The organism is Sulfitobacter sp. SBS6 (assembly GCF_048285585.1).
GTDB lineage: Bacteria > Pseudomonadota > Alphaproteobacteria > Rhodobacterales > Rhodobacteraceae > Sulfitobacter > Sulfitobacter pontiacus.
The window spans coordinates 208,778-233,053 of sequence record NZ_JBLWBA010000008.1 but is presented as its reverse complement, the minus strand read 5'-3'; the positions used below and the strand labels follow the sequence as shown (position 1 = coordinate 233,053).

Sequence of the window (24,276 nt, the reverse complement as noted above, 5' to 3'; positions counted from 1 at the left end):
ATCACATATATAGGGAACAGCTTACTCAGCCGCCTCTGCGTATTCCTCCATCGGGGGGCAGGTGCAGATCAGGTTGCGGTCGCCATGCACGTTGTCGACACGGTTGACCGGAGGCCAGTATTTGTCGACGCGGAACGCGCCGGGGGGGAAGCAGCCCTGCTCGCGCGTGTAGGGACGATCCCACTCGCCAACCAGATCCTCGACCGTGTGCGGCGCGTTCTTCAGCGCGTTGTTCTCGCGCGGCATATCGCCGTTCTCGATTGCGCGGATCTCGTCACGGATCGCGAGCATCGCGTCGCAGAAACGGTCCAGCTCGGCCTTGGTTTCCGACTCGGTCGGTTCCACCATCAGCGTGCCTGCGACAGGGAAGCTCATCGTCGGCGCATGGAAGCCGGCGTCGATCAGACGTTTCGCGATGTCATCCACCGTCACGCCTGCGCTATCCTCGAACGGGCGCACGTCAAAGATGCATTCATGGGCGACACGTCCCGTCGGCCCCTTGTACAGCACCTCGAACGCCCCTTCGAGCCGCTTGGCAATGTAGTTGGCGTTCAGGATCGCCACCCGCGTCGCCTGCGTCAGCCCGTCACCGCCCATCATCAAGCAATACGACCACGAGATCGGCAGCAACGATGGCGACCCGTAGGGTGCCGCCGAAACGGCACCCTCACCGCCGTTCGGATGGCCGGGCACATGCGGGATGAGATGTGATTTCACGCCGATCGGCCCCATGCCGGGGCCACCGCCCCCATGCGGGATGCAGAAGGTCTTGTGCAGGTTCAGGTGGCTGACATCCCCGCCCACATCGCCCGGACGCGCCAGACCGACCATCGCGTTCATATTCGCCCCGTCGATATAGACCTGCCCACCGTGGTCATGGGTGATCTTGGTCACCTCGGTCACGGTTTCCTCGAATACGCCGTGGGTCGAGGGATAGGTGATCATGCAACCGGCAAGGTTCTCGCTGTGCTTTTCCGCCTTCGCGCGGAAGTCGTCCAGGTCGATGTCACCATTGGCCGCTGTCTTGATCACGACCACCTTCCAGCCGACCATATTGGCGCTGGCGGGGTTGGTGCCATGGGCCGACATGGGGATCAGGCAGATGTTGCGATGCCCCTGCCCGTTGGCACGGTGATAGGACGCAATCGCCAGCAGACCCGCATATTCCCCCTGCGCGCCGGAATTCGGCTGCATGGAAATCGCGTCATACCCGGTGATGTCACAAAGCTTGGCCGACAGGTCGTCGATCATATGCTTATAGCCAAGCGCCTGATCCTGCGGCACAAACGGGTGGATCATCGAGAACTCGCGCCAGCTAACGGGCATCATCTCCGCAGCCGAGTTCAGCTTCATCGTGCAGGACCCCAGTGGGATCATCGCGCGGTCCAGCGCCAGATCACGGTCGGCCAGACGGCGCATGTAGCGCATCATCTCGGTCTCGGCGCGGTTCATGTGGAAGATCGGATGGGTGAGATAGGCGCTTTCACGCAGCATATCATCGGGGAACCGATACTGCGCCTCGAATGTCTCGTCGCTGCGGCGGATGCCAAAGGCGCGCCAGACGGCTTCGATCGTCTCGGGCACCGTACGTTCGTCCAGCGTGATGCCGACACGTGTTTCACCGACGCGGCGCAGGTTGATGCCTTCGTCCACCGCAGATTTCATGACTGCGGCCTGCAAGGGGCCGACATCAACCGTCACCGTGTCGAAGAAGGATTTGGGATCGACCTTAAAGCCGGCCTCCTCCAGCCCGTTCGCCAGACGCACCGCCTTGCGATGGATGCGCTGCGCGATAGCCTTCAGCCCCTCGGGCCCGTGGAACACCGCATACATGGACGCCATCACCGCCAGCAAAGCCTGCGCCGTGCACACGTTAGAGGTCGCCTTTTCGCGGCGGATGTGCTGCTCGCGGGTCTGCAGGGACAGACGGTAGGCGCGGTTGCCGTGCGCATCAATCGAGACACCCACAATCCGCCCCGGCATTGCGCGCTTATAGGCATCCTTGCATGCCATATAGGCCGCATGAGGGCCGCCATAGCCTTCGGGCACGCCAAACCGCTGGGTGGACCCGACGGCGATATCGGCCCCCATGGCACCGGGCTCTTTCAACAGCGTCAGCGCCATAGGATCGGCCGAGACAACGCCCAAGGCACCGGCCTCATGCAGCGCGGCCATATGGTCGGTAAAGTCGCGCACATGGCCGTAGGTGCCAGGGTACTGGAACAGCGCCCCGAAGACGGCGCTCGCGTCCATCTTGTCAGGGTCGCCGATGATCACCTCGATATCCAGCGGGGCTGCGCGGGTCTGGATCACGGCGATGTTCTGGGGGTGGCAATCGCGGTCGACAAAGAACGCCTTGGCCTTTGATTTCGACAGGCGCAGCGCCATGGTCATCGCCTCGGCACAAGCCGTCGCCTCGTCGAGAAGGGACGCATTGGCGACCTCAAGACCGGTCAGATCGCTGACCATGGTCTGGAAGTTCAGCAATGCCTCAAGACGCCCCTGGCTGATCTCGGGCTGGTAGGGGGTGTAGGCCGTGTACCATGCGGGGTTTTCAAAAATATTGCGCTGGATCGCAGGCGGCGTCACCGTGCCGTGATAGCCCTGCCCGATCAGCGAGGTGAGCACCTTGTTCTTGCCCGCCACCACGCGCATGTATTCCAGCACTTCGCGCTCTGACATGGGCTTGCCGAAATCCAGCGGCTCTTTCTGGCGGATCTGCGCGGGCATCGTGTCATCGATCAACGCGCCAAGGCTTTGTGCGCCGACGGTTTTCAACATGTCCGACATCTCTGCCGGGGACGGCCCGATATGTCTGCGATTGGCAAAATCATACGGCAAATATTCGGTCGGTTTGAAAACCATGGCGCGGGGCCCCTCTTCCAAATGGTATAAAAATCCCCGCCGGAGGCTCCGACGGGGGCAGCGGGATTTACCCGATGAACTTCTGATAGGCGGCTTCGTCCATGAACTCGTCCATCTGGCTTGGATCGGACGCCTTCATCTTGAAGAACCACGCATCGCCCTGCGGATCGTCATTCACCATCGCGGGGTTGTCGGACAGCGTGCTGTTGACCTCGATGATCTCTCCATCGATCGGTGCCAGAATGTCGGACGCGGCCTTGACGGATTCGATCACGACGACCTCGTCGTCCTTGCTGACGGTCGTGCCTTCGTCGGGCAGCTCGACAAACACCACGTCGCCCAGTTGTTCGGCGGCGTGGATGGTGATGCCAACGACGATCTCGTCGCCTTCAACCCGCAGCCATTCGTGCTCTTCGGTAAACTTCATTCTTTCATCCTTCGCTAGATTATCTTTTAAAATTCGCCGCAACAAAGGGCAGCTTGGCAACGGTCACCGGCAGACGCTTGCCACGGACTTCGCCCCACAGCATCGTATCAATACCCGCCTGCGCCTCACTGACATAGCCCATTGCGACAGGCCCGCCTACCGTCGGCCCGAAACTGCCCGAGGTGACCTCGCCCACCTGCGTGCCCCCTGTCGCCGCGTCAAACAGCGGTGTCCCGTCGCGCATCGGCGCACGGCCTTCGGGGGCCAGACCGACACGCTTGCGGCCGACACCATCGTCAAACGCCGCTTGAACGGCCTCGGCACCGGGGTAGCCGCCCGCGCGTTCACCACCGGCGCGGCGCGCTTTCTGGATCGCCCAAGTCAGGCTGGCCTCTACCGGATTGGTGCCCGCGTCGATGTCATTGCCATAAAGACACAAGCCCGCCTCAAGCCGCAGCGAATCCCGCGCGCCCAGACCAATGGGTTCCACACCCTCGATCTCCAGCAATCGGCGGACCAGCGCTTCGGCGTGGGCCTCCGGCACCGAAATCTCGAAGCCATCCTCGCCGGTATAGCCCGACCGCGAGGCCCAGACCTCTACGCCGTCCAGCGTCAATGTGCCGAAATCCATGAACCGCATTCCGTCCGCAGCGGCATCAAGCGACGCCACAGCCGCCCCCGCCGCAGGGCCCTGCACCGCCACCAGCGCGCGGTCGGTGATCGGGGTCACGGTGATCTCTGGCTCCAACGCCGCCTTCATGCGTGCGATATCGGCATCCTTGCAGGCGGCGTTGACCACGACGAACAGGTCATCCCCACGGCGCGCGAACATCAGGTCATCCTCAATCCCGCCGGCGTCATTGGTGAAAAACCCATAGCGCTGCCGCCCGTCTTCCAGCCCCAGCACATTCATCGGCACCAATGTCTCGAACGCCAACGCCACAGCGTCCCACGACGGGCCGGTCACCATCACCTGCCCCATGTGGCTGACATCAAAGACGCCCGCTGCGGCGCGGGTGTGCAGGTGCTCTTTCATCACGCCCATCGGATACTGCACAGGCATGGAATAGCCCGCAAAGGGCACCATCTTGCCCCCCAGTTCCAGATGAAGATCGTATAGCGGTGTCTGTTGCAAATCGCTCATGGTCACGCGGCCTTTCCCTATCCAGAAGGCCATCGACCATACTGGCACCCAGCAGACCGCGGGAATGCAGCCTGTCAAATGCCCCCTCTGTCCTTTCGCCTGAGATCGTTATCCCTTCGGCGGACGCTGTCGCGTCACTCTCCAGAGTTGTTAGGTCCCGTTGCGGTCCTTTGGCCTGAGAGTTTCCGGGGCGGTTGCTCCTTCGGCACCGGCTTGCGCCGGTTCTCCCGTAACGGTGTGGGCAAGTGCTATGCCGGAACGCGGCGCTGCGTCAAGCAAAGTTGACAGGGCGGCGCGAAAACTTTCATCCGGCGCCGCGATATTGGGCAGCACGTCGGGTGCTGCGCGTGCAAGATGTGGACATCATCGCGCAGCGGCGCCAAAACACCCGCATGACACCATATTTCTTCGGCTACGGCAGCCTCGTAAACCGCAATACCCACGCCTATCCAGACGCCCGTCCGGCGCAGCTTCGCGGCTGGCACCGGCTTTGGGTGCGCATCGAAGGTGCCGCGCATGTGTTCCTGAGCGTGCTGCCCGAAGAGGGCACCGTGATCGACGGGTTGATCGCGGCGGTCCCCGGTGCCGACTGGGTGGCGCTGGATACGCGCGAAACCAATTATGATCGCATCGGATCGAACGGGGCGGTGGTGCATGACATCATCCCGGCCCCCGATATGGCGCATTATTCCGTGCCCACCGACACCCATGTGACATCGGGCGACCATACCATCTTGCTCAGCTATCTTGATGTAGTGGTACAGGGGTTCCTGCGCGAATATGGCATCGACGGGGTGCAGCGTTTCTTTGACACGACGCGGGGCTGGGATACGCCGATCCTGAACGACCGCGCCGCTCCGAAATACCCGCGCGCGCAAGAGCTTACCGCGCAGGAAACCGCGCTGGTCGACCAGCATCTGACCCGCCTATCGGCGCAGGTGCAGTAGCGACATCAACCGCCCGTCGCGGGCGAAAGCTTCGGGCTTGGCGCGTTTGCGCTGCCCCCCTTGCGCGATCATCCCCCGCGCGAGCACCCAGGCCAGCGCCCCGAACAGCACCCCCGCCGCCGCCTGCCCGATCAGCACACCGGGGGCCCCGAACAGCAGGCTGCCACCCCAGACCAGCGGGATCATCCCCAGCGTGTTGCGACCCCAGTTGGTCACGGTCGAATAATAGGGGTGTCCCATATTGTTGAACGCCGCATTCGACACGAACAACACGCCGTTGAAAAAGAACGCCAGGGATAGCGGCCCGCAGAACAGATAGATCAACGTCAAGGTGATCCCCTGCGCATCAAACATCGCCGCCAGCGGCGCGCGGAACGCAAACAGCGCGGCCGAGATGACGACGATCACCAAAGCGGCAAAGCTGACCCCCGCGGCATAGGTCCGCTTGACCCGCCCCAGATCGCCCGCGCCAAAGTTTTGTCCGATGATCGGCCCTACCGCCCCTGACAGGGCAAAGATCACGGCAAAGGCAACGGGCATCATGCGGCTGACAATCGCCATGCCTGCGACAGCATCCTCGCCATAGGCCGCCATTGCACGGGTCACATAGGCCTGCCCCACCGGCGTGGCGACCTGCGTCAGAATGGCGGGCACCGCGATGGCCAACACAGGCATCAGATCGCGCCATAGCCCCGCGGGGCGCGGCATCGCGATCCCGCCATAGTGGCGCACAATCGGCATCAGGGCGGTATAGGCAATCACCACCCGCGCCACGAAAGACGCCCAAGCCGCACCGGTCAGGCCCAGATCAAAGGTAAAGATCAGGATCGGATCGAGGATGGCATTCACGATGCCCCCCGCGATGGTCGCCATCATCGCCCGCCGCGCATCCCCATGGGCCCGCAGGATCGCGCTGCCCATCATACCAACCATCAGAAATGGCACCGACGGCACGACGATCTGCAGGAAATCCACCGCCAGCGCCGCCGTCTCACCGCCTGCGCCGACCCAGCCGACCAGCACATCCAGCGACAGGAACACACAAAGCGCAAAGATCACGCCAAAAACCGCGCCATAGCACAGCGCATGGGTCGTCCTCTCCCGTGCGAGTTGCGCGTTGTCCTGCCCCAAGGCCCGCGCGACCAAGGCCCCCGCCGCGATGCCCAACCCGATCCCGAAGGAGGTGGTGAAAAACAAGATCGCACCGGCATAGCCGATGGCCGCCGCCAGCTCTGCCTTGCCCAACATAGAGATGAAAATCATGTCGACGAAATCGACAAGAAACACCGCCACTAGCCCGACGGAGGCCAGCAAAGACATATTGGCGACATGGCCGAACAGATTGCCCGACAAAAATTTGGCGCGCCCATCAACCATGATGGACGCGCCCTATGTCAGCCGACAGCGGCTTCATTTTGCCAGATAAACTCTCGCCGAAGGCTCCCGAACTTGCGCCCGTGAACCCGGCCCGTTTCACCCGCGTGCCTTCACGACTTGCAGCAACGGCAGCACCGCGCCCATGTCGGGGCCGTGGGGTTTGCCAGTCAGCGCCAGACGCAGCGGCATGAACAGCCCCTTGCCCTTGCGGCCGGTCTGCTCTTTCACGGCGGCCGTCCATGTGCCCCAGGTGCTTTCGTCAAACTCGCCCTCGGGCAGAAGCGCCAGGGCTTCGGCGACGAATTCTTTATCCTCGTCCGCGATCACAGGCTCTGCGCCTTCGCTGAACATCTGCCACCAACCTTTTAGATCGTGCAGCGTGGTGATGTTTTCGCGGGTGACCTGCCAGAACAGCGCGGCTTTATCCTCGGGCACACCGAGGGCTGCGATGTCGCTTGCGACAGCCTCAAGCGGGAGGGTCTGCAGATAGCGGCCGGTCATGGGGAACAGGTCCTCGACGTCGAATTTGGTCGGCGCTGAGCCAAATCGTTCGATGTCGAAACCGTCGATCAGGCTCTCCATATCGGTGCGCAGTTCAATCGGGTCCGAAGAGCCCAAGCGCGCCATTGTCGACAGCAGCGCAAAAGGATGCACACCGCGTTCGCGCAGGTCGCGCAGCGCCAGAACGCCCAGACGTTTCGACAGCGCCTCGCCCTGCGGACCGGTGAGCAGCGAATGGTGCGCAAAGGTCGGAACAGTGCCGCCAAGCGCTTGCATGATCTGGATTTGTGTCGCCGTGTTGGTCACATGGTCGGACCCGCGGACAACATTTGTCACGCCCATTTCCGTGTCATCGACCACAGACGCCAGCGTGTACAAAATCTGCCCGTCACCCCGGATCAACACAGGGTCGGACACCGATGCCGCATCGATCGAGATATCGCCCAGGATACCGTCTTTCCACTCGATCCGTTCCTGATCCAGCTTGAAACGCCACACGCCGGGGCCGCGTTCGTCGCGCAGCTTGGCTTTTTCCGCATCCGACAGGTTCAACGCGGCGCGGTCATAGACCGGCGGCTTGCCCATGTTGAGCTGTTTCTTGCGCTTGAGGTCCAACTCGGTCGGGGTTTCCCAGGCTTCATAGAAACGTCCGATCTTGCGCAGCTCGTCCGCGGCGGCGTGGTATTTGTCCAACCGTTCGGACTGACGCTCAACGCGGTCCCAATGCAGGCCCAGCCATGTCAGGTCTTCTTTCAGACCGTCGACGTATTCTTCCTTGCTGCGCACCGGATCGGTGTCGTCGATCCGCAGGATGAACTCTCCGCCGTTCTTGCGGGCGATCAGATAGTTCATCAGCGCCGTGCGCAGGTTGCCTACGTGGATATAGCCGGTCGGGGACGGGGCGAAGCGGGTGATGGTCATTGGGTTCTCCTGATTGGCCGCTGGCTTGTCACAGCGCGGCGCCATTGTCTAGATAACGTGCAGCGTCGCCCGCGCGGTCAACTGGGGTCGCGCCAGCGGTTCACGAGGGGATAGCGGCGGTCCAACCAGAACGCGCCCTTGGTCAAACGCGGACCGGGGGCGGACTGGAACCGTTTGTATTCACTGATATAGAGCAGGTGTTCGACCTTTTTGGCAACCTCGCGGTCAAAGCCCGCTGCCACGCAATCGGCGATGGACCCGTCGTCATCCACAAGGATCGTCAACATCGCGTCCAGATCGGGATAGTCGGGCAGGCTGTCGCTGTCTTTCTGATCCTCGCGCAGCTCGGCCGAGGGCGGCTTGTCGATGATGCGCGGCGCGATCACTTCTCCCTCCGGGCCCTTCATCCAGTCGCGGTGGTTCTCGTTGCGCCAGCGGCAGCTGTCGAAGACGCGGGTTTTATACATATCCTTGATGGGGTTATAGCCCCCCGCCATGTCGCCATAGATCGTGGCATAGCCCACCGCCACCTCTGACTTGTTGCCCGTGGTCAAAAGCATCTCGCCGAACTTGTTGCTGACCGCCATCAAGAGCAAACCGCGCAGGCGCGACTGGATGTTTTCCTCGGTCAGGTCTGGGGTGGTGCCCTCGAAGAGCGGGGCCAGCGTGTCGGTGATCGCGGCACGGCCCTGCGCGATCGGCACATAGTCGTAGCGGCATCCAAGCGCCTTGGCGACGGATTCAGCATCATCCAGCGAGGCTTGGGAGGTATATTCGGACGGCAGCATCACACAGCGCACATTGTCAGCGCCAAGCGCATCTACCGCGATCGTCGCGACAATCGCCGAATCGATCCCGCCCGACAGACCCAGCAACACTTTCTTGAACCCGGTCTTGCCCATGTAGTCGCGCAAGCCCTGCACCATGACGCGGTAATCCTGCTCAAGGTCCGACGGCATATGCGCCTTCTCGCCCTCGACCACGCGCCAGCCTTCGGGGGTCTGTTCAAGATCGACATGCGCGATCTGCGCGTCAAAGGCGGGCATCTGGAACGCCAGCTTGCCGCCGGGATTCAGCGCAAAGCTCGCCCCGTCAAAGACCTGATCATCCTGACCGCCCACCATATTGAGGTAGATCAGCGGCAGTTCAGTTTCGACCACGCGGGCAACCATATGGTTCAACCGCGTCTCGAATTTGCCGCGATAATAGGGCGACCCGTTGGGCACCAACAGAAACTCCGCCCCGGTTTCGGCCAGCGTTTCGGCCACATCGGGGTGCCATGCGTCTTCGCAGATCGGGCTGCCGATGCGGGTATCGCCAACGGCGTACGGCCCACCCAAAGGCGCGCTGTCAAAAATGCGCACCTCGTCGAACACGGTCTCGTTCGGCAGGTTGTGCTTGAAGACACGGCTGGCGATCTTGCCGTTTCTGAGGATCAGATAGGCGTTATAGAGCTTGGCCCCTTCGACCCAGGGCGCACCGATGGCCAGCGCGGGCCCATCAGCACAATCAGCCGCCAGCGCTTCGAGGTGGGTCATCACGTCCAGTTGGAACGCCTGCTTCATCACCAGATCTTGCGCGTTATACCCGGCCAGGAACATCTCGGGCAAAGCAACCAGATCGGCACCTGCCTCTTTGCCCTGCGCCCAGGCCTCCCGCGCGAGGTCTGCGTTTCCGGCCAGATCCCCGACGGTGGGGTTCAACTGGCCAAGCGTGATGCGAAAACGCGATGTCATAGGGCGGTCCTTCGATAATCTACGCAAGTGATGTAGCAGATCACGCGCCGAGTGAAAGGCCAAGGCGCACCGCCGGTCAAAAGACGATTGCCCCCTTGCAGGCCATTGAATAGGCTAAGCGTTAACAAACTCGCCCGCCGCTCTTGGCCGCACTCTCTTTTGAAAGTTGCTGTATGACGAAATTGACCCTGACCCCGCTGATCCTTTGCCTTGGGCTACTGCCCTTCCCCGCGCTTGCGCAGGACGGCGAGGTTCAAAGCAAGCAATACGACGATGGCGGCGTCTATGAGGGGACGTTCAAGGACGGCGTACAGCACGGGACCGGCACCTATACGCTGCCCAACGGCTATGAATACGAAGGTGCCTGGGTGGACGGAGAGATCAAGGGCAAAGGCGTCGCGCGTTTCCCCAACGGGTCCGTCTACGAGGGCAACTTTGAAAAGGGCAAACCGGACGGTTTCGGCAAGATCACCTTTGCCGATGGCGGCACCTATGAGGGCGAATGGGAGGCCGGTGCGATCACCGGTCAGGGCATCGCGCTTTATGCCAACGGGGTGCGCTACGAAGGGTCGTTCCGCAATGCGAACCACCACGGCAAGGGCGTCATGCAATCCCCCGGCGGGTATGAATATCAGGGCGACTGGGTCGATGGCGTCAAGCAGGGCGTGGGCAAGATCACCTATCCCGATGGCGCGCTCTATGACGGTGACATCGCCGATGGCGAACGCAATGGCACGGGCACGCTGACCATGCCCGACGGGCTGACCTATACCGGCCAGTGGAAAGACGGGCAGATCGACGGCACCGGCACGCTGACCCAACCCAATGGCGATGTCTACGAAGGCGATCTGGTCGCCGGTCAGCGCCAGGGCACGGGCAAGGTGACCTATGCCAATGGCGACACCTACGAGGGCGGCTTCGAGGACGACCGCCGCGAGGGTCAGGGCACGTTCACCGGCACAGATGGCTATGTCTACACCGGATCATGGGTTGCCGGGCAGATCGAAGGCACAGGCAAGGTGACCTACCCCGACGGCTCTGTCTACGAGGGCAGTTTCCGCGATGATCTGGCCGATGGGGAGGGCAAGATCACCTATCCCGACGGATCAACCTACGAAGGGTCATGGGTCGCGGGCGTGATCGAAGGCGAAGGCCGCGCGACCTATCCCAACGGCATCGTCTACGAGGGCGGATTCAAGAACGCGCGCAACGACGGTCAGGGCGTGATGACCTATGCCGACGGCTATAAGTATGACGGCAGCTGGAAAGACGGCCAACGCAACGGCATGGGCACCGCGACCTATCCCGATGGCACCGTCTACACCGGCAGCTTTGTCGACGGGCTACGCGACGGCACGGGCAAGATCACCATGCCCGATGGTTTCACCTATGACGGCCAGTGGTCCGGCGGAGAGATCGAAGGCACCGGCACCGCCACCTACCCCAACGGCGATATCTACGAAGGCGCGTTCGAGGGCGGCAAACGTCAGGGTCAGGGCACCATGCGCTATAAAACGGGCGAGGAAGTCTCGGGCCAGTGGGTCAACGGCGCGCTGCAAGAAGCGGGCACAGCCCCTGCCGAAGATGCTGGTGCGGTGCCCACGCCTGACGCCACGGATGAGGCACCGACAGACGCCGACACTCCGTCAGAGGCACCCGCCGACAGTACGGACGAGGCTGAAAGCAACGACGGCTAGATCACCTCGCCCGCGTCCAGACGGGCGAGCAAGGCATCCCCTTCGGCCAGAACTGTATTGCGTTTGTCGGCGTCCATCCCGTCCCACGTGCGGTACATATTGCCCATGCGCGGATTGTTCGAGAACCGGTCGCGATGGCGGTCCAGAAAGTGCCAGTAAAGCAGGTTGAACGGGCAAGCGGTGTCACCCGTCTTTGCGCTGACTGAATAGTGGCAGCTTTTGCAGTGATCCGACATACGGTTGATATAGGCCCCGGACGAGACATAGGGCTTGGACGCGATAACGCCGCCGTCGGCGAATTGGCTCATGCCGATGGTATTGGGAGCCTCTACCCATTCAAAGGCGTCGGCATAGACCGCCAGATACCATTCATGCACCTGCGCCGGATCAATCCCGGCCAACAGGGCAAAGTTGCCCGTCACCATCAGCCGCTGGATATGATGCGCATAGGCTTGGGTCCTGGTCTGCCGCACGGCCTTGGCCACACAGTTCATCCGCGTTTCGCCACCCCAGTAGAACCACGGCAGGTCGCGGTCGTGCCCCAGAATATTGCGGGCGGTATAGTCCGGCCCCTCGAGGAAATAGATGCCCCGCACATACTCGCGCCAGCCGATGATCTGCCGGATGAACCCTTCGGCGGCGTTGATCGGCGCATGACCTGCGGCATAGGCGTCGGCAGCGGCCTCGCAAATCTCGGTCACATTCAGCAACCCGATGTTGAGGTAGGGCGACAGGATCGCGTGATACAGGAATTCATTCCCGTTCAGCATCGCGTCTTGATAGTCCCCAAACCGCGGCAGGGCATTCGCGATGAAATGGTCCAGCGCTTGCAGCGCCTCGGCGCGGGTGGTGGCGAACCAGAAAGGCTCTAACGCGCCGAAGTTATCGCCGAAACGCGCTTGTACCAGTTCCAGCACTTCGCGCGTCCTGGCATCGGGGTCGAACCGCAGAGGGCCATCTACGGTGACATCCTCGGGCGCGGCTTTGCGGTTGTCGTGGTCGAAGTTCCACTTACCGCCAGCGGGTTGGTCCCCTTCCATCAGCAGGCCGGTCTTGCGGCGCATCTCGCGATAGAAATACTCCATCCGCAACGCTTTGCGGCCTTCGGCCCATGCCTCGAATTCGGCATGAGTGGCAAGAAATCGGTCGTCGGGCAGCAGATGCACCTTCAGCGGGGCGTATTTCAGCTTGTCGATCAAGCGCCACTCCCCCGGCTCTGTCGCCAGCACCTCGCTTGCCCCCGTCTGCGCTGCGCGGCGCAGCAATTCCCCCACGATAGAGCCCGCGTTATCCGTATCGTCCAGTTGCGTATAGGCGACCGTCCAGCCATCCTGTTCCAGCGCATGGGCAAACTTGCGCATCGCGGCAAAGATCAGGGCGATCTTCTTGGGGTGATGCCGGACATAGGCCGCCTCGTCCGCAACCTCGGCCATCACGACGGTATCGCGCGCCTTATCCGCCTGCGCCAAGGCGCTGAGCGTTTCTGTCAGCTGGTCGCCCAGAACCAGCACCAAGCGCCCTACCATGGCACCGGCTTTCCGGCCCAGTCAAAGAACTGGCCTGTGTCCGCAGGCGTCAGCCCGTCGATCACAGCCAGCAGATTTTCCGCCGCCTCCGACGGTGCGACAGCGGGATGACGGGCAAGGTATTTCGCGGTAAAGGCGGTCTTGACCGTGCCGGGGTGCAGGGCGACGCAGATGCTGTTCTTGTGACTGCGCGTCAGTTCAATCGCGGCCGTGTGCACGATCTGGTTCACCGCCGCCTTGGCGCTGCGGTAGCTGATCCAGCCGCCGATGCGGTTGTCGCCGATCGACCCCACCCGCGCAGAGAATACGGCAAAGACGCAAGGCGCGTCCCGCCGTAGCAGGTCGCCCGCGTGGCGCAGCACCAGTGCAGGGCCCACGGCGTTCAACGCGAATTGGTCCAACATCGCCTTTTGGCTGATCGATTTGATCGTCTTTTCCGGTGCGGCGCCGTCAATCTCAAGCGCGCCTGTGGCCACCAGCACCACATCAAACGGCCCGTTCAGCGCAGTCAAGTGCTGGTCCACACTGCATTCGTCCGTGATGTCGAACCCGTCCACCGACCGTGACAGCCGCGTGACCGTATCGCCACGCCCCTCGTAAGCGGCGGCCAAGGCGGCACCCACACCGCCCGACGCCCCGATGATCAAAACCTGTTTCATGCAAGGGGAGGTAGCGGAAAACAGCCCCCCTTCAAGCGCGGAAAAAAGGGCGCAGAAAAACCCTTCCCATTTGCGAATGCACGGGTATAACTTGTCGCCATGACACACGCCGATCATATTGCGATCCTGCCGCGCCGCTGCGCGACTTTCCTGCGTGCCAACCTACTGCTGCTAATCCGCCTCTGAGCGTGCCATCCGGCGCGCCCGCTCAGAGGGATGTGCCGCGCGCCACGGATTTATACAGCAGAATGAAAGAACCCAAACGATGACAGATACCACACAACAAGACCGCGTCTTGATTTTCGACACGACATTGCGCGACGGCGAACAATCCCCCGGCGCCACCATGACCCACGCCGAAAAGATCGAGATCGCGGGTCTGCTGGACGAGATGGGCGTCGACATTATCGAGGCCGGCTTCCCTATCGCCTCCGAAGGGGATTTCGCCGCCGTCAGCGAAATCGCGAAACTGTCGAAGAACTCGGTCATCTGCGGTTTGGCCCGCGCACAATTGGGCGACATTGATCGTTGCTACGAGGCGATCAAACACGCGGCCCAGCCCCGCATTCACACATTTATCGGCACCTCGCCGCTGCACCGTGCCATTCCGAACCTCACGATGGACGAAATGGCCGACCGCATCCACGAAACGGTGACCCATGCGCGCAACCTGTGCGACAATGTGCAATGGTCGCCGATGGACGCCACGCGGACCGAGCTTGATTACCTCTACCGTGTCGTCGAAATCGCGATCAAGGCGGGGGCGACCACGATCAACATCCCCGATACCGTCGGCTATACCGCGCCGCGCGAAAGCGCCGATCTGATCCGCAAGCTCTTGGAAAACGTGCCCGGCGCGGACGAGATCGTCTTTGCCACCCATTGTCACAACGATCTTGGCATGGCGACCGCCAACAGCCTTGCCGCCGTCGAAGCGGGCGCGCGCCAGATCGAATGCACGATCAACGGCTTGGGCGAACGCGCGGGCAACACCGCGTTGGAAGAGGTCGTGATGGCGCTGAAAGTGCGCAATGACATCATGCCGTTCCAGACCAAGATCGACAGCACCAAGATCATGAATATCTCGCGCCGCGTTGCCGCTGTTTCGGGCTTCGCCGTGCAGTTCAACAAGGCCATCGTCGGCAAGAACGCCTTTGCGCATGAAAGCGGCATCCATCAGGACGGCATGCTCAAGAACGCCGAAACATTTGAGATCATGCGCCCCGAAGACGTGGGCCTGACCGAGACCAACATCGTGATGGGCAAACACTCGGGCCGTGCGGCGTTGCGCTCGAAGCTGGAAAACCTCGGCTATGAATTGGGGGATAACCAGCTCAAGGATGTGTTTGTCCGTTTCAAGGAACTGGCCGACCGCAAGAAAGAGATCTACGACGACGATCTGATCGCCTTGATGCGCACCGCCACCGACCCTGAAAGCGACCGCATTGTGCTGGGTAGCATGACCGTCGTCTGTGGCACCGAAGGCCCGCAGAAGGCAGAAATGTCGCTGACGGTGGATGGTGCGGAAACCTCTACCTCGCAAACCGGTGACGGGCCTGTGGATGCCTCGTTCAACTGCATCAAGGCACTGGTCGATCACAGCGCGCGCTTGCAATTGTATCAGGTGCACGCCGTGACCGAAGGCACCGACGCGCAGGCCACCGTTTCTGTCCGGCTTGAGGAAGACGGGCGCATCGTGACCGGTCAGTCGGCGGACACAGACACCGTGGTCGCATCGGTCCGCGCCTATATTCACGCGCTCAACCGTCTGTTGGTGCGCCGCGAGAAGGGCGGCACCGACAAGCGCGAGATCAGCTATAAAGACGTGGTGGGCTAACCCGCCCGCTCTTCCCCCACGAACGCAAAAAGGCCCCCGAAGTCGGGGGCCTTTTCTGTATCCGGTGGCCTGTCAGCGCAGATTAGAAATCTGTCAGACCCGCAAAAGTACCGGTCGCACTTGAAAAGATGTTACCCAGCGAACGACGCTTGGAGGTACGGCGACCCAGTTCATAATTCACGCCGAAAGTCAGCTGGTCCACGTCCTCGCCACTGTCAAAGTCCAGACGGCCCAAGGCCAGTTCTACATTCGCACCGGGGGTGAATTCATACTGACCGCCGATGGTGATCGACCGGACGTCTTCGGGGCCCAGATCCAGGAACCCGACAGAGCCGATAGCAGAGAAGCCGTTGGCGAATTCATAGCCGCCTGCGACAGCGACAACGCTCAGATCATCCAGTTTTAGCAGGTCTGCCTGTACGTTGTATTGCGCGACATCATAATCGGCATAGGCGGCGTAAAGCGTCTCGTCTTCGATGTGAACGAGATCCAGACCGACGGTGCCGGTGGGGGTAACATCCCAAGCGGCGAAGATGCTGAAGGTCATGTCGTCCAGATCGGAGGAATCACCGATTGCGGCACCAAAGGTATGCGCGCCGGACTGATACGACCCGAACAGGCTGGTGACATCCGCGTCGAAACCTTCGATGTCAAAACGCGAATAGTCGAGGCCGATGTTAAAGCCGTTGGCCAGAGCGTATTCGACGCCCACTGTGCCCAGATCGATATCGACACCCTCGATAGAGATGTTCGACAGCTCTCCCGAGAAGATGAAGTTGTCGTAGCGGTATTCGATGCCGCCGCCAAAGGATTTCACGTCGATCGTGCCTGCGCCGTCAACGTCGAAGTCGTGGAATTTCGCGAAAGCCGTGCCATAGGTCAGTTCGGCAGCAGCTGCGGTTGCGGTCACGCTCAGAAGCGAGGCGACAAAAATATTACGGATCATGCTGGTTCCTTCGCACAATTTACGGTTGCTCGTACCATGGCTCTTAGGCGCAGCGGAATCCGCCCGCAACACCCAAGCGAAACCGCCGCTACGATCCGTTTACTTGTGGTATTTTTGACCCGCCTGAACCGGTGCCCGCCGCCCCTTAGCGATAGGGGGCCTTGGGGCTGCGATCCTCTGACAGCGACCGTTGCGAGCGTTCGACGATCATCACTGTGGCATCGGCCAGATGCTGGCGTTCGATGTGATGATCTCCGCGCGCGACGCGCAGCTTATGGGCCTCTAGCATCACTTCCGCGTGGGACGATCCGCGCGGCGGGATGAAGGTGTAGCAGGCCAGTTCGATCAGGAACCCCAGCGGATCCTTGAAGTAGATCGAATGCATGAACCCGCGATCCTTCACACCCGAATTGCCGATCCCCCGCTCCTTGAGCCGGTCGAGCACTTGATCAAACATGGCGCGGTCGACCTCGAACGCGAGGTGATGCACGCAGCCCGCATCCGTCGGCGTGCGACTGTAGACGGGTTTGCGGTTTTCATTGGTAAAAATGGTGATCAACCGGCCGTCGCCGGGATCGAAATACAGGTGCCCTTCGTCGGGATCGTCCAGATTTGGCTGGTCGAAGATGAACGGCATGCCCAGCAGACCCTCCCAAAAGTCGATACTGGTCTGACGGTCCGCGCCCATCAGCGTGATGTGATGCACACCAATAACTTGAATCTTCTGCATTTCTCTCTCCCCCTATTGTCCGGCTTGCCGCAAACCATAGCGCGGTGGCGGCATCATGCCACCACAAAGGTCAACCCCCCTTTCGTCTTTGACCTCATCGGCCTATAAGCCGTTTAGCCCGTGACTTGTCAGAGTCGACGGGCCAAAATGAATTTTTGCAAGGTCCTGCTGCCCATGTCCGTTTTTGATCAATTCCGTGGTTTGTTCTCGTCCGATATGGCCATCGACCTCGGGACCGCGAACACCTTGGTTTATGTCAAAGGCAAGGGCATCGTCCTGTCCGAACCTTCGGTTGTCGCCTATCACGTCAAGGATGGCGTCAAAAAGGTGCTGGCCGTGGGCGAAGACGCAAAGTTGATGCTGGGCCGGACCCCCGGCAGCATCGAAGCGATCCGCCCCATGCGCGAGGGCGTGATTGCCGACTTTGACACCGCCGAAGAGATGATCAAGCATTTCATCCGCAAGGTGCACAAACGGTCGACCTTCTCGAAGCCCAAGATCATCGTCTGCGTGCCGCATGGGGCGACGCCTGTTGAAAAACGCGCGATCCGTCAGTCGGTGCTGTCTGCGGGCGCACGCCGCGCCGGCCTGATTGCCGAACCGATTGCAGCGGCCATCGGGGCGGGCATGCCGATCACCGATCCGACCGGGAACATGGTTGTCGATATAGGTGGTGGCACAACCGAGGTCGCGGTGCTGTCCTTGGGCGATATCGTCTATGCACGCTCTGTCCGCGTGGGCGGCGACCGTATGGACGAGGCGATCATCAGCTACCTGCGTCGCCAGCAGAACCTGCTGATCGGTGAAACAACCGCCGAGCGGGTGAAAACCTCTATCGGGACCGCACGGATGCCCGACGACGGGCGCGGCACCTCGATGCAGATCCGCGGGCGCGACCTGCTGAATGGTGTCCCCAAAGAGATCGAAGTGACCCAGGCGCAGATCGCCGAAGCGCTGGCCGAGCCTGTGCAGCAGATCTGCGAGGCGGTGATGACCGCGCTGGAAACCACCCCGCCCGATCTGGCGGCTGACATCGTGGACCGTGGCGTCATGCTGACCGGTGGCGGTGCCTTGCTGGGCGATCTGGATCTGGCGCTGCGCGAACAGACCGGGCTGGCCATTTCCGTGGCGGATGAACCGTTGAACTGCGTGGCCTTGGGCACCGGCAAAGCGCTGGAGTATGAAAAGCAGCTGCGCCACGCCATCGACTACGACAGCTAATCAGCGCAGCTAGAACAGCCCGCGATGCGGCAGGACGGCGCTGCCCTCGCGGTGGGAAACGTATAACGCATGGCCATCGACCGATCCTCTTCGAACGATTTTGGGCGCCCGCTGCGCCGCTTGCTGCTGGCCGTCATCGTGCTGGTGCTGGCGGGCATCTTTCTGCTGTGGCGGATCGACAGCCCCCGTGTCGAACGGTTTCGCGCGCAGATCACCGACCGGATCGTCCCCAATCTGGATTGGGCGATGACCCCTGTTACCGGCACGGTGAACCTGTTCCGCGATTTCCAAAGCTATCAACGTCTGACCGTGCAGAACCAGGAACTGCGGTCCGAGCTGCGCAAGATGCAGACCTGGAAAGAGGCCGCGCTACAGCTTGAACAGGAAAACGCCCGTTTGCTGGACCTGAACAAGGTGCGGCTTGATCCGCGTTTGACCCATATTACCGGTGTGGTGCAGGCGGACTCCGGGTCGCCCTTCCGCCAATCTGTACTGCTGAACGTCGGGGCCCGTGACGGCATTGTCGATGGCTGGGCCACGGTGGACGGCATCGGGCTGGTCGGGCGTATTTCCGGCGTGGGCGAAAACACCGCGCGCGTCATTCTGGTGACCGATACCTCTAGCCGCATACCTGCGGTGATCCAGCCGTCGGGACAACGAGCAATTATTGCGGGCGACAACTCCGCCGCGCCACCGATTGATTTTCTCGAGAACCCCGACCTCGTGCGTCCCGGTGATCGGGTCAGCAGCTCTGGCGATGGCGGCGTGTTTCCTGCGGGTATCCTGATCGGTCAGGTCGCCGCCGACCCCGGCGGGCGGCTGCGCGTGCGTCTTGCGGCGGATTTCGAGCGGCTCGAGTTCCTGCGCGTGCTGCGCCACCATGGCTCCGAAAAAGTGAACGAGGATGCGGCCGTGGTGCGGGATGACGCCACGGGCATGATCGCGCCCCTGCCCTTTGATCCTGCGACCGAATGATGGACGAACTGTCGCCCCTGCGATTGTGGCTGATGCGCGCGGCGTTTCTGGCGCTGACGGTGGTGCTGCTGTTCTTCCATCTGCTGCCGCTTGATACCCAGCCGATCGCGCTCTTCGCGCCCGAGCTGTCGCCCCCACTGGCCACCATCGACCCGGCAGAGGCGCGTTTGCGTGCCCTCCTGGACCAAGGCAGCGACCGCATCTGGATCGCCCCCGACCTGCTGATCGCCTTTGCGCTGGCGTGGTCTGTGCGGCGGCCCGACTATGTCCCCGCCCTGCTGCTCGCCGTCGCCTTCCTGCTGACGGACCTATTGCTGCAACGCCCGCCCGGCCTCTGGGCGCTGCTGGCGTTGCTGGCATGCGAGAATATGAAAACCCGTGGCCGCACCCTGCGCGACAGCACCTTTGGCGCGGAATGGCTGGCGGTCTCCGTATGGCTGATCGCTATTTTGATGCTGAACCGGATCGTGCTATCGTTGCTGCTGGTCCCACCGCCACAATGGTCGCTGAGCCTGTTTGAACTGGCCGTCACGATCCTGACCTATCCGGCTGTGGTGTTTGTGACCCATGCGCTGATGGGCGTGCGCAAATCCGCCCCCGGCGATCTGGACAGTATGGGCAACCGCTCATGAGGAGACCAAGATGAGACGCAGCAGGGCCGATAGCGAAGCCAGCCACTCCAAGCTCAGCCGCCGCGCTGTTTTGCTGGGCAGCGCGCAGCTGCTGTTCATGGGCGGTCTGGCCGCGCGGATGAATTACCTGCAGGTCGATCAGGCTGACCAGTTCCGCCTGCTGGCCGAAGAGAACCGGATCAACATCCGGTTGATCCCGCCTGCACGAGGCGAAATCTTTGACCGCAACGGCGTGCGGCTGGCGCAGAACGTGCCGTCGTACCGGATCGTGATCGTGCGCGAGGATGCCGATGATGTGGATGCGGTGATGGACCGGCTGGGCAAGGTCATCGACCTTGATCCCGAAATGCGCGACCGCGCGATGGCCGAAATCAAACGCTCCGCCCCGTTCCTGCCGGTGACCGTCGCCGATGATGTGACATGGGACGAGGTAAGCCGCGTGTCGGTCAACGCCCCCGCCCTACCCGGTGTCAGCCCCGAGGTCGGCCTGACCCGTGTCTATCCCCGTGGGTCGGACTTTGCGCATATCGTCGGCCGTGTGGGCCGCGTGAGCCAAGCCGATCTGGATGCTCTGGAAAACCCCGATGCGGTGCTGCGCATCCCCCGATTCCAGATCGGCAAGATCAACGTAGAGGCCCGACAGGAATCCCTGTTGCGCGGCTCTGCCGGCACCAAACAGGTCGAGGTCAACGCCACCGGCCGTGTGATGCGCGAACTAGCCCGCCGCGAAGGGCAATCGGGTGCGGATCTACAGCTTACCATCGATTCCAAGCTGCAGAACTTTGTGCAGGCCCGTCTGGGAAGCGAAAGCGCCGCCGTCGTGATCATGGATTGCGAGAACGGCGATCTGGTCGCCAATGCCTCTTCGCCCAGCTACGACCCGAACCTGTTCATCGGGGGGATATCCTCGGCCGATTATAATCCGCTGCTGCAATCGGAATACCGCCCGCTGGTCAACAAGACCGTGCAGGGCACCTACCCGCCCGGATCGACCTACAAGATGGTCGTGGCCATGGCCGCCCTCGAAGAGGGTATCGTCGGCCCCGAAGAAACCGTCTATTGCCCCGGCCACCTAGAGGTCGGCGGTCGCCGTTTCCACTGCTGGAAACGCGCAGGTCACGGCTGGATCGACCTTGAGAACTCGCTCAAGCAATCCTGCGACGTCTATTACTATGATCTGGCGATGAAAGTCGGGATCGAGAAAATCTCGGCCATGGCAAACCGCTTTGGTCTGGGCTGGAAACACGACCTGCCGCTGTCCTCGGTCGCCGCCGGTCTGGCCCCCACGAAAGAGTGGAAGCAGGCGACCAAGGGCGATTCATGGGTGATCGGCGACACGGTCAATGCCTCTATCGGGCAAGGCTTCACCCTCAGTTCGCCGCTGCAACTGGCGGTGATGACCGCGCGGATCGCCACCAACCGCGCCGTGGTCCCGCGGCTGATCAAATCTATTGACGGTGTCGAACAACCCAGCGGCGCGGGCGAGCCTTTGGGCATGAACGAAAACAACATGCGGCAAGTGCGCAAGGGCATGTATTCGGTGGTAAACGACCGACGCGGCACCGGCTACCGGTCGCGCGTTATTGCCGAGGGTGTGCGCATGGCCGGCAAAAGCGGCACCAGCCAGGTGCGCAACATCACCGCGGCCGAACGCGCGCGCGGGGTCAGCCGCAACGAGGACCTGCCCTGGGAACGCCGCGACCACGCGCTGTTTGTCGCCTTCGCCCCCTATGACAAGCCACGCTATGCGGTATCGGTGCTGGTGGAACACGGCGGCGGCGGATCGACCGCGGCGGCCCCCATCGCCCGCGATGTCATACTGCAAGCGATCTATGGCGGCGAACCGCCGCTAGAGGCCTACCCCACCGCCGACCGCGGCCGCATCGCCGAGCAGCAAAAAGCCCTGCGCGCGATCCAGCCCCAAGCGGACTTCAGCGGGAAAGACCAAGCATGAGCTACCTTGAATATACGGTCAAACATGTCCCCACGGGCTTTGCCAAGATCCTGCACCTGAACTGGCCGCTGACCATCCTGCTGGCCGCTGTTTCGGGGGTGGGGTTCCTGATGCTCTACTCCGTGGCCGGTGGCAGCTTTACCCCCTGGGCCGAACCGCAGATGAAACGCTTTGCCCTTGGTATCGCGCTGATGATCGCCGCGGGGATGGTGCCGATCTGGCTTTGGCGAAACCTTGCAGGCGTGGCCTATTTCGGGACCGTAATCCTGCTGATCGGGGTAGAGCTTTTCGGCGCTGTCGGTATGGGCGCGCAGCGCTGGATCGAGCTCGGATCGTTCCGCCTGCAACCCTCCGAGCTGATGAAGATCACGCTGGTGATGATGCTGGCCGCCTATTACGACTGGCTCCCGCCCAAGAAAACCTCGCGCCCGCTTTGGGTGCTGCTGCCGGTCCTGCTGATCCTGATCCCCACGGCACTGGTGCTGAAACAGCCCGACCTGGGCACCGCGATCCTGCTGATGGCAGCGGGCGGCGGGCTGATGTTTCTGGCCGGTGTGCACTGGGGCTATTTCGCCGTGGTCATCACCGGCGCCGTCGGACTGGTGACGGCGGTGTTCCAGTCCCGCGGCACGCCGTGGCAGCTGATCAAGGATTACCAGTTCCGGCGCATCGACACGTTTATCGATCCCAGCACCGACCCGTTGGGCGCAGGGTATCACATCACGCAATCCAAGATCGCGCTCGGCTCCGGCGGCTGGACGGGGCGCGGGTTCATGCAAGGCACCCAGTCGCGCCTGAACTTCCTGCCCGAGAAACACACCGACTTCATCTTTACCACCCTGGCGGAAGAGTTCGGCTTTGTCGGCGGGTTCTCCCTGCTGGGTCTCTATGCGCTGATCATCGTCTTCTGCGTCGCGGCGGCGCTGATCAACAAGGACCGTTTCTCGTCGCTGCTGACCCTTGGCATCGCGCTGAACTTCTTTTTGTTTTTCGCGGTGAACATGTCGATGGTAATGGGGCTGGCACCCGTTGTCGGGGTCCCCTTGCCGCTGGTCAGCTACGGCGGGTCGGCGATGCTGGTGTTGCTGCTGGCTTTTGGCCTTGTACAATCGGCCCATGTCCACCGCCCCAGATAGGAAGCCCATGCCCCTCAATATCCTTTTCGCCGCGCGCCCCGAACGCTGGGTGACGTATGAAACGCCGCTGCGCCAAGCGCTTGATGCCGCGGGGATCGCGGCTCACCTATCAACGGATATCGCCCCGCAGGACGTGGACTACATCGTCTATGCCCCCAACAGCCCCTTGCAGGATTTCACGCCCTACACGCGGGCCAAGGCGGTGCTGAACCTCTGGGCGGGGGTGGAAAACATCACCAATAACGAGACACTGAAAATTCCTCTGGCGCGGATGGTGGACCCGGGGCTGACCAAGGGGATGGTGGAATGGGTCACGGGCCATGTGATGCGCTATCATCTGGGGTTGGACGCGGACATTCGCAAAACGGACAGCGATTGGACCCCGCGCACCCCACCGCTGGCACAGGAACGACAGGTCACCATTCTGGGGCTGGGGGCCTTGGGCGCGGCGGTGGCGGAAACTCTGGTCTATCTGGGGTTCAACGTCACCGGCTGGTCGCGCAGCCCCAAGGACATCGCGGGCGTCACCTGTCTGCATGGGGACGCCGGGCGCGCAGACGCCCTGCACCGTGCCGAGATCGCGGTGCTGCTGCTGCCCAACACGCCCGATACCGAAAACACGCTGAATGCCGAGACGCTGGCGCAAATGCCCGCTGGTGCCAGTATCATTAACCCGGGCCGCGGCGCGCTTATCGATGACGACGCGCTGCTGGCAGCGCTCGACAGCGGCCAGATCGCCCATGCCACGCTGGATGTGTTCCGTGTCGAGCCCCTGCCCGCAGACCACCCCTATTGGGCGCATCCCAAGGTCACCGTCACGCCCCACATCGCTGCCGAGACCCGCGCGACAACTGCCGCGCAGGCCATCGTCGAAAACATCCGCCGCGGCGAAGCAGGCGAGGATTTCCTGCATCTGGTGGATCGCGCCAAAGGTTACTGACCCGCCCTGTATCGAGGGCGGGATTTGAGTTTATTTGGCAAAATGAAGCTGCAGCCGCGCGCCCCTTCATTTTGCCTCTTAAACTCTCGCCGAAGGCAGGCCGGC

19 protein-coding genes and 1 riboswitch are annotated in these 24,276 nt (G+C 62.1%); of the genes, 9 read left to right on the top strand and 10 right to left on the bottom strand.

All coding sequences use genetic code 11. The features are described 5' to 3' along the window. Positions 1-21 precede the first annotated feature (21 nt). The 3 genes from gcvP to gcvT form a co-directional block, all read right to left on the bottom strand. Positions 22-2,865: an aminomethyl-transferring glycine dehydrogenase gene (gene gcvP, locus ACNQ62_RS14850; protein ID WP_418095168.1), complete on the bottom strand. Its 2,844-nt coding sequence runs from the start codon at positions 2,863-2,865 to the stop codon at positions 22-24. A gap of 67 nt (positions 2,866-2,932) precedes the next feature. Continuing rightward, positions 2,933-3,292, bottom strand: a complete 360-nt coding sequence (gcvH, locus tag ACNQ62_RS14845) for a glycine cleavage system protein GcvH (protein ID WP_037943184.1) — start codon at positions 3,290-3,292, stop codon at positions 2,933-2,935. 19 nt (positions 3,293-3,311) lie between these two features. Then, a complete protein-coding gene (gcvT, locus tag ACNQ62_RS14840) occupies positions 3,312-4,436 on the bottom strand; it encodes a glycine cleavage system aminomethyltransferase GcvT (protein WP_418095167.1) in 1,125 nt (374 codons plus the stop codon). A 153-nt stretch (positions 4,437-4,589) separates the two neighbouring features. Next, positions 4,590-4,676: riboswitch (glycine riboswitch) on the bottom strand. Between the two features lie 98 nt (positions 4,677-4,774). Here gcvT and ACNQ62_RS14835 point away from each other — a divergent pair. Then, positions 4,775-5,383 (top strand): gamma-glutamylcyclotransferase family protein, encoded by a 609-nt coding sequence (locus tag ACNQ62_RS14835; RefSeq protein ID WP_009825989.1) that lies wholly within the window; start codon positions 4,775-4,777, stop codon positions 5,381-5,383. Here the strand turns inward: ACNQ62_RS14835 and ACNQ62_RS14830 are convergent. The 3 genes from ACNQ62_RS14830 to ACNQ62_RS14820 form a co-directional block, all read right to left on the bottom strand. Continuing rightward, positions 5,363-6,760 (bottom strand): MATE family efflux transporter, encoded by a 1,398-nt coding sequence (locus ACNQ62_RS14830; RefSeq protein WP_418095166.1) that lies wholly within the window; start codon positions 6,758-6,760, stop codon positions 5,363-5,365. The genes ACNQ62_RS14835 and ACNQ62_RS14830 overlap by 21 nt on opposite strands. A gap of 96 nt (positions 6,761-6,856) precedes the next feature. Further along, positions 6,857-8,182, bottom strand: coding sequence for a glutamate--tRNA ligase (gene gltX, locus ACNQ62_RS14825; protein WP_005851347.1), 1,326 nt, complete (start codon positions 8,180-8,182; stop codon positions 6,857-6,859). A gap of 77 nt (positions 8,183-8,259) precedes the next feature. Next, the gene (locus ACNQ62_RS14820; protein ID WP_418095165.1) at positions 8,260-9,918 is read right to left on the bottom strand and encodes an NAD+ synthase; all 1,659 of its coding nucleotides are present in this window, start codon (positions 9,916-9,918) and stop codon (positions 8,260-8,262) included. A gap of 173 nt (positions 9,919-10,091) precedes the next feature. On the opposite strand from ACNQ62_RS14820, the gene ACNQ62_RS14815 reads away from it, so the two are divergent. Then, entirely contained in the window at positions 10,092-11,615 is a 1,524-nt protein-coding gene (locus ACNQ62_RS14815) for an MORN repeat-containing protein (protein WP_418095164.1), read from the top strand. On the opposite strand, the gene ACNQ62_RS14810 is transcribed toward ACNQ62_RS14815, so the two are convergent. Together ACNQ62_RS14810 and ACNQ62_RS14805 are read right to left on the bottom strand one after the other, a co-directional pair. Further along, the gene (locus ACNQ62_RS14810; protein ID WP_418095163.1) at positions 11,612-13,141 is read right to left on the bottom strand and encodes a cryptochrome/photolyase family protein; all 1,530 of its coding nucleotides are present in this window, start codon (positions 13,139-13,141) and stop codon (positions 11,612-11,614) included. The genes ACNQ62_RS14815 and ACNQ62_RS14810 overlap by 4 nt on opposite strands. Further along, positions 13,135-13,800: an SDR family NAD(P)-dependent oxidoreductase gene (locus tag ACNQ62_RS14805; protein ID WP_418095162.1), complete on the bottom strand. Its 666-nt coding sequence runs from the start codon at positions 13,798-13,800 to the stop codon at positions 13,135-13,137. Before ACNQ62_RS14805 ends, ACNQ62_RS14810 begins: the two co-directional genes overlap by 7 nt. A gap of 265 nt (positions 13,801-14,065) precedes the next feature. Here ACNQ62_RS14805 and ACNQ62_RS14800 point away from each other — a divergent pair, with 265 nt between their 5' ends. Next, the gene (locus ACNQ62_RS14800) at positions 14,066-15,637 is read left to right on the top strand and encodes a 2-isopropylmalate synthase (protein ID WP_418095161.1); all 1,572 of its coding nucleotides are present in this window, start codon (positions 14,066-14,068) and stop codon (positions 15,635-15,637) included. Positions 15,638-15,719: 82 nt separating this feature from the next. Here the strand turns inward: ACNQ62_RS14800 and ACNQ62_RS14795 are convergent, their stop codons facing one another. After that, positions 15,720-16,583, bottom strand: coding sequence for a porin (locus ACNQ62_RS14795; protein ID WP_037943172.1), 864 nt, complete (start codon positions 16,581-16,583; stop codon positions 15,720-15,722). Between the two features lie 145 nt (positions 16,584-16,728). Further along, complete coding sequence (locus tag ACNQ62_RS14790) at positions 16,729-17,313, bottom strand: VOC family protein (RefSeq protein ID WP_418095160.1); 585 nt, start codon at positions 17,311-17,313, stop codon at positions 16,729-16,731. Positions 17,314-17,487: 174 nt separating this feature from the next. Here ACNQ62_RS14790 and ACNQ62_RS14785 point away from each other — a divergent pair, with 174 nt between their 5' ends. From ACNQ62_RS14785 to ACNQ62_RS14760, 6 genes are all read left to right on the top strand, one after another. Next, complete coding sequence (locus ACNQ62_RS14785; protein WP_037944896.1) at positions 17,488-18,534, top strand: rod shape-determining protein; 1,047 nt, start codon at positions 17,488-17,490, stop codon at positions 18,532-18,534. A 69-nt stretch (positions 18,535-18,603) separates the two neighbouring features. Next, complete coding sequence (gene mreC, locus ACNQ62_RS14780; RefSeq protein WP_009825979.1) at positions 18,604-19,509, top strand: rod shape-determining protein MreC; 906 nt, start codon at positions 18,604-18,606, stop codon at positions 19,507-19,509. Next, the gene (locus ACNQ62_RS14775; protein ID WP_005851327.1) at positions 19,506-20,141 is read left to right on the top strand and encodes a hypothetical protein; all 636 of its coding nucleotides are present in this window, start codon (positions 19,506-19,508) and stop codon (positions 20,139-20,141) included. Before mreC ends, ACNQ62_RS14775 begins: the two co-directional genes overlap by 4 nt. A 10-nt stretch (positions 20,142-20,151) precedes the next feature. Continuing rightward, positions 20,152-22,095 (top strand): penicillin-binding protein 2, encoded by a 1,944-nt coding sequence (mrdA, locus tag ACNQ62_RS14770; RefSeq protein ID WP_005851326.1) that lies wholly within the window; start codon positions 20,152-20,154, stop codon positions 22,093-22,095. Continuing rightward, a complete protein-coding gene (gene rodA / locus ACNQ62_RS14765; RefSeq protein WP_037943167.1) occupies positions 22,092-23,231 on the top strand; it encodes a rod shape-determining protein RodA in 1,140 nt (379 codons plus the stop codon). The genes mrdA and rodA overlap by 4 nt, the downstream gene beginning before the upstream one ends. A gap of 7 nt (positions 23,232-23,238) precedes the next feature. Then, on the top strand, positions 23,239-24,171 hold the full coding sequence (locus ACNQ62_RS14760) for a 2-hydroxyacid dehydrogenase (protein ID WP_418095159.1): 933 nt from the start codon (positions 23,239-23,241) through the stop codon (positions 24,169-24,171). The last annotated feature ends 105 nt before the right edge of the window (positions 24,172-24,276 follow it).

What these genes read in the sequence shown, in the direction of transcription:
- ACNQ62_RS14790 (WP_418095160.1), bottom strand. Translation starts at nt 17,313, where the DNA reads ATGCAGAAGATTCAAGTTATTGGTGTGCATCACATCACGCTGATGGGC.
- ACNQ62_RS14785 (WP_037944896.1), top strand. Translation starts at nt 17,488, where the DNA reads ATGTCCGTTTTTGATCAATTCCGTGGTTTGTTCTCGTCCGATATGGCC.
- ACNQ62_RS14775 (WP_005851327.1), top strand. Translation starts at nt 19,506, where the DNA reads ATGATGGACGAACTGTCGCCCCTGCGATTGTGGCTGATGCGCGCGGCG.
- gltX (WP_005851347.1), bottom strand. Translation starts at nt 8,182, where the DNA reads ATGACCATCACCCGCTTCGCCCCGTCCCCGACCGGCTATATCCACGTA.
- ACNQ62_RS14830 (WP_418095166.1), bottom strand. Translation starts at nt 6,760, where the DNA reads ATGGTTGATGGGCGCGCCAAATTTTTGTCGGGCAATCTGTTCGGCCAT.
- ACNQ62_RS14810 (WP_418095163.1), bottom strand. Translation starts at nt 13,141, where the DNA reads ATGGTAGGGCGCTTGGTGCTGGTTCTGGGCGACCAGCTGACAGAAACG.
- gcvP (WP_418095168.1), bottom strand. Translation starts at nt 2,865, where the DNA reads ATGGTTTTCAAACCGACCGAATATTTGCCGTATGATTTTGCCAATCGC.
- rodA (WP_037943167.1), top strand. Translation starts at nt 22,092, where the DNA reads ATGAGCTACCTTGAATATACGGTCAAACATGTCCCCACGGGCTTTGCC.
- ACNQ62_RS14815 (WP_418095164.1), top strand. Translation starts at nt 10,092, where the DNA reads ATGACGAAATTGACCCTGACCCCGCTGATCCTTTGCCTTGGGCTACTG.
- ACNQ62_RS14805 (WP_418095162.1), bottom strand. Translation starts at nt 13,800, where the DNA reads ATGAAACAGGTTTTGATCATCGGGGCGTCGGGCGGTGTGGGTGCCGCC.
- mrdA (WP_005851326.1), top strand. Translation starts at nt 20,152, where the DNA reads ATGAGACGCAGCAGGGCCGATAGCGAAGCCAGCCACTCCAAGCTCAGC.
- ACNQ62_RS14820 (WP_418095165.1), bottom strand. Translation starts at nt 9,918, where the DNA reads ATGACATCGCGTTTTCGCATCACGCTTGGCCAGTTGAACCCCACCGTC.
- ACNQ62_RS14795 (WP_037943172.1), bottom strand. Translation starts at nt 16,583, where the DNA reads ATGATCCGTAATATTTTTGTCGCCTCGCTTCTGAGCGTGACCGCAACC.
- ACNQ62_RS14760 (WP_418095159.1), top strand. Translation starts at nt 23,239, where the DNA reads ATGCCCCTCAATATCCTTTTCGCCGCGCGCCCCGAACGCTGGGTGACG.
- mreC (WP_009825979.1), top strand. Translation starts at nt 18,604, where the DNA reads ATGGCCATCGACCGATCCTCTTCGAACGATTTTGGGCGCCCGCTGCGC.
- gcvT (WP_418095167.1), bottom strand. Translation starts at nt 4,436, where the DNA reads ATGAGCGATTTGCAACAGACACCGCTATACGATCTTCATCTGGAACTG.
- gcvH (WP_037943184.1), bottom strand. Translation starts at nt 3,292, where the DNA reads ATGAAGTTTACCGAAGAGCACGAATGGCTGCGGGTTGAAGGCGACGAG.
- ACNQ62_RS14800 (WP_418095161.1), top strand. Translation starts at nt 14,066, where the DNA reads ATGACAGATACCACACAACAAGACCGCGTCTTGATTTTCGACACGACA.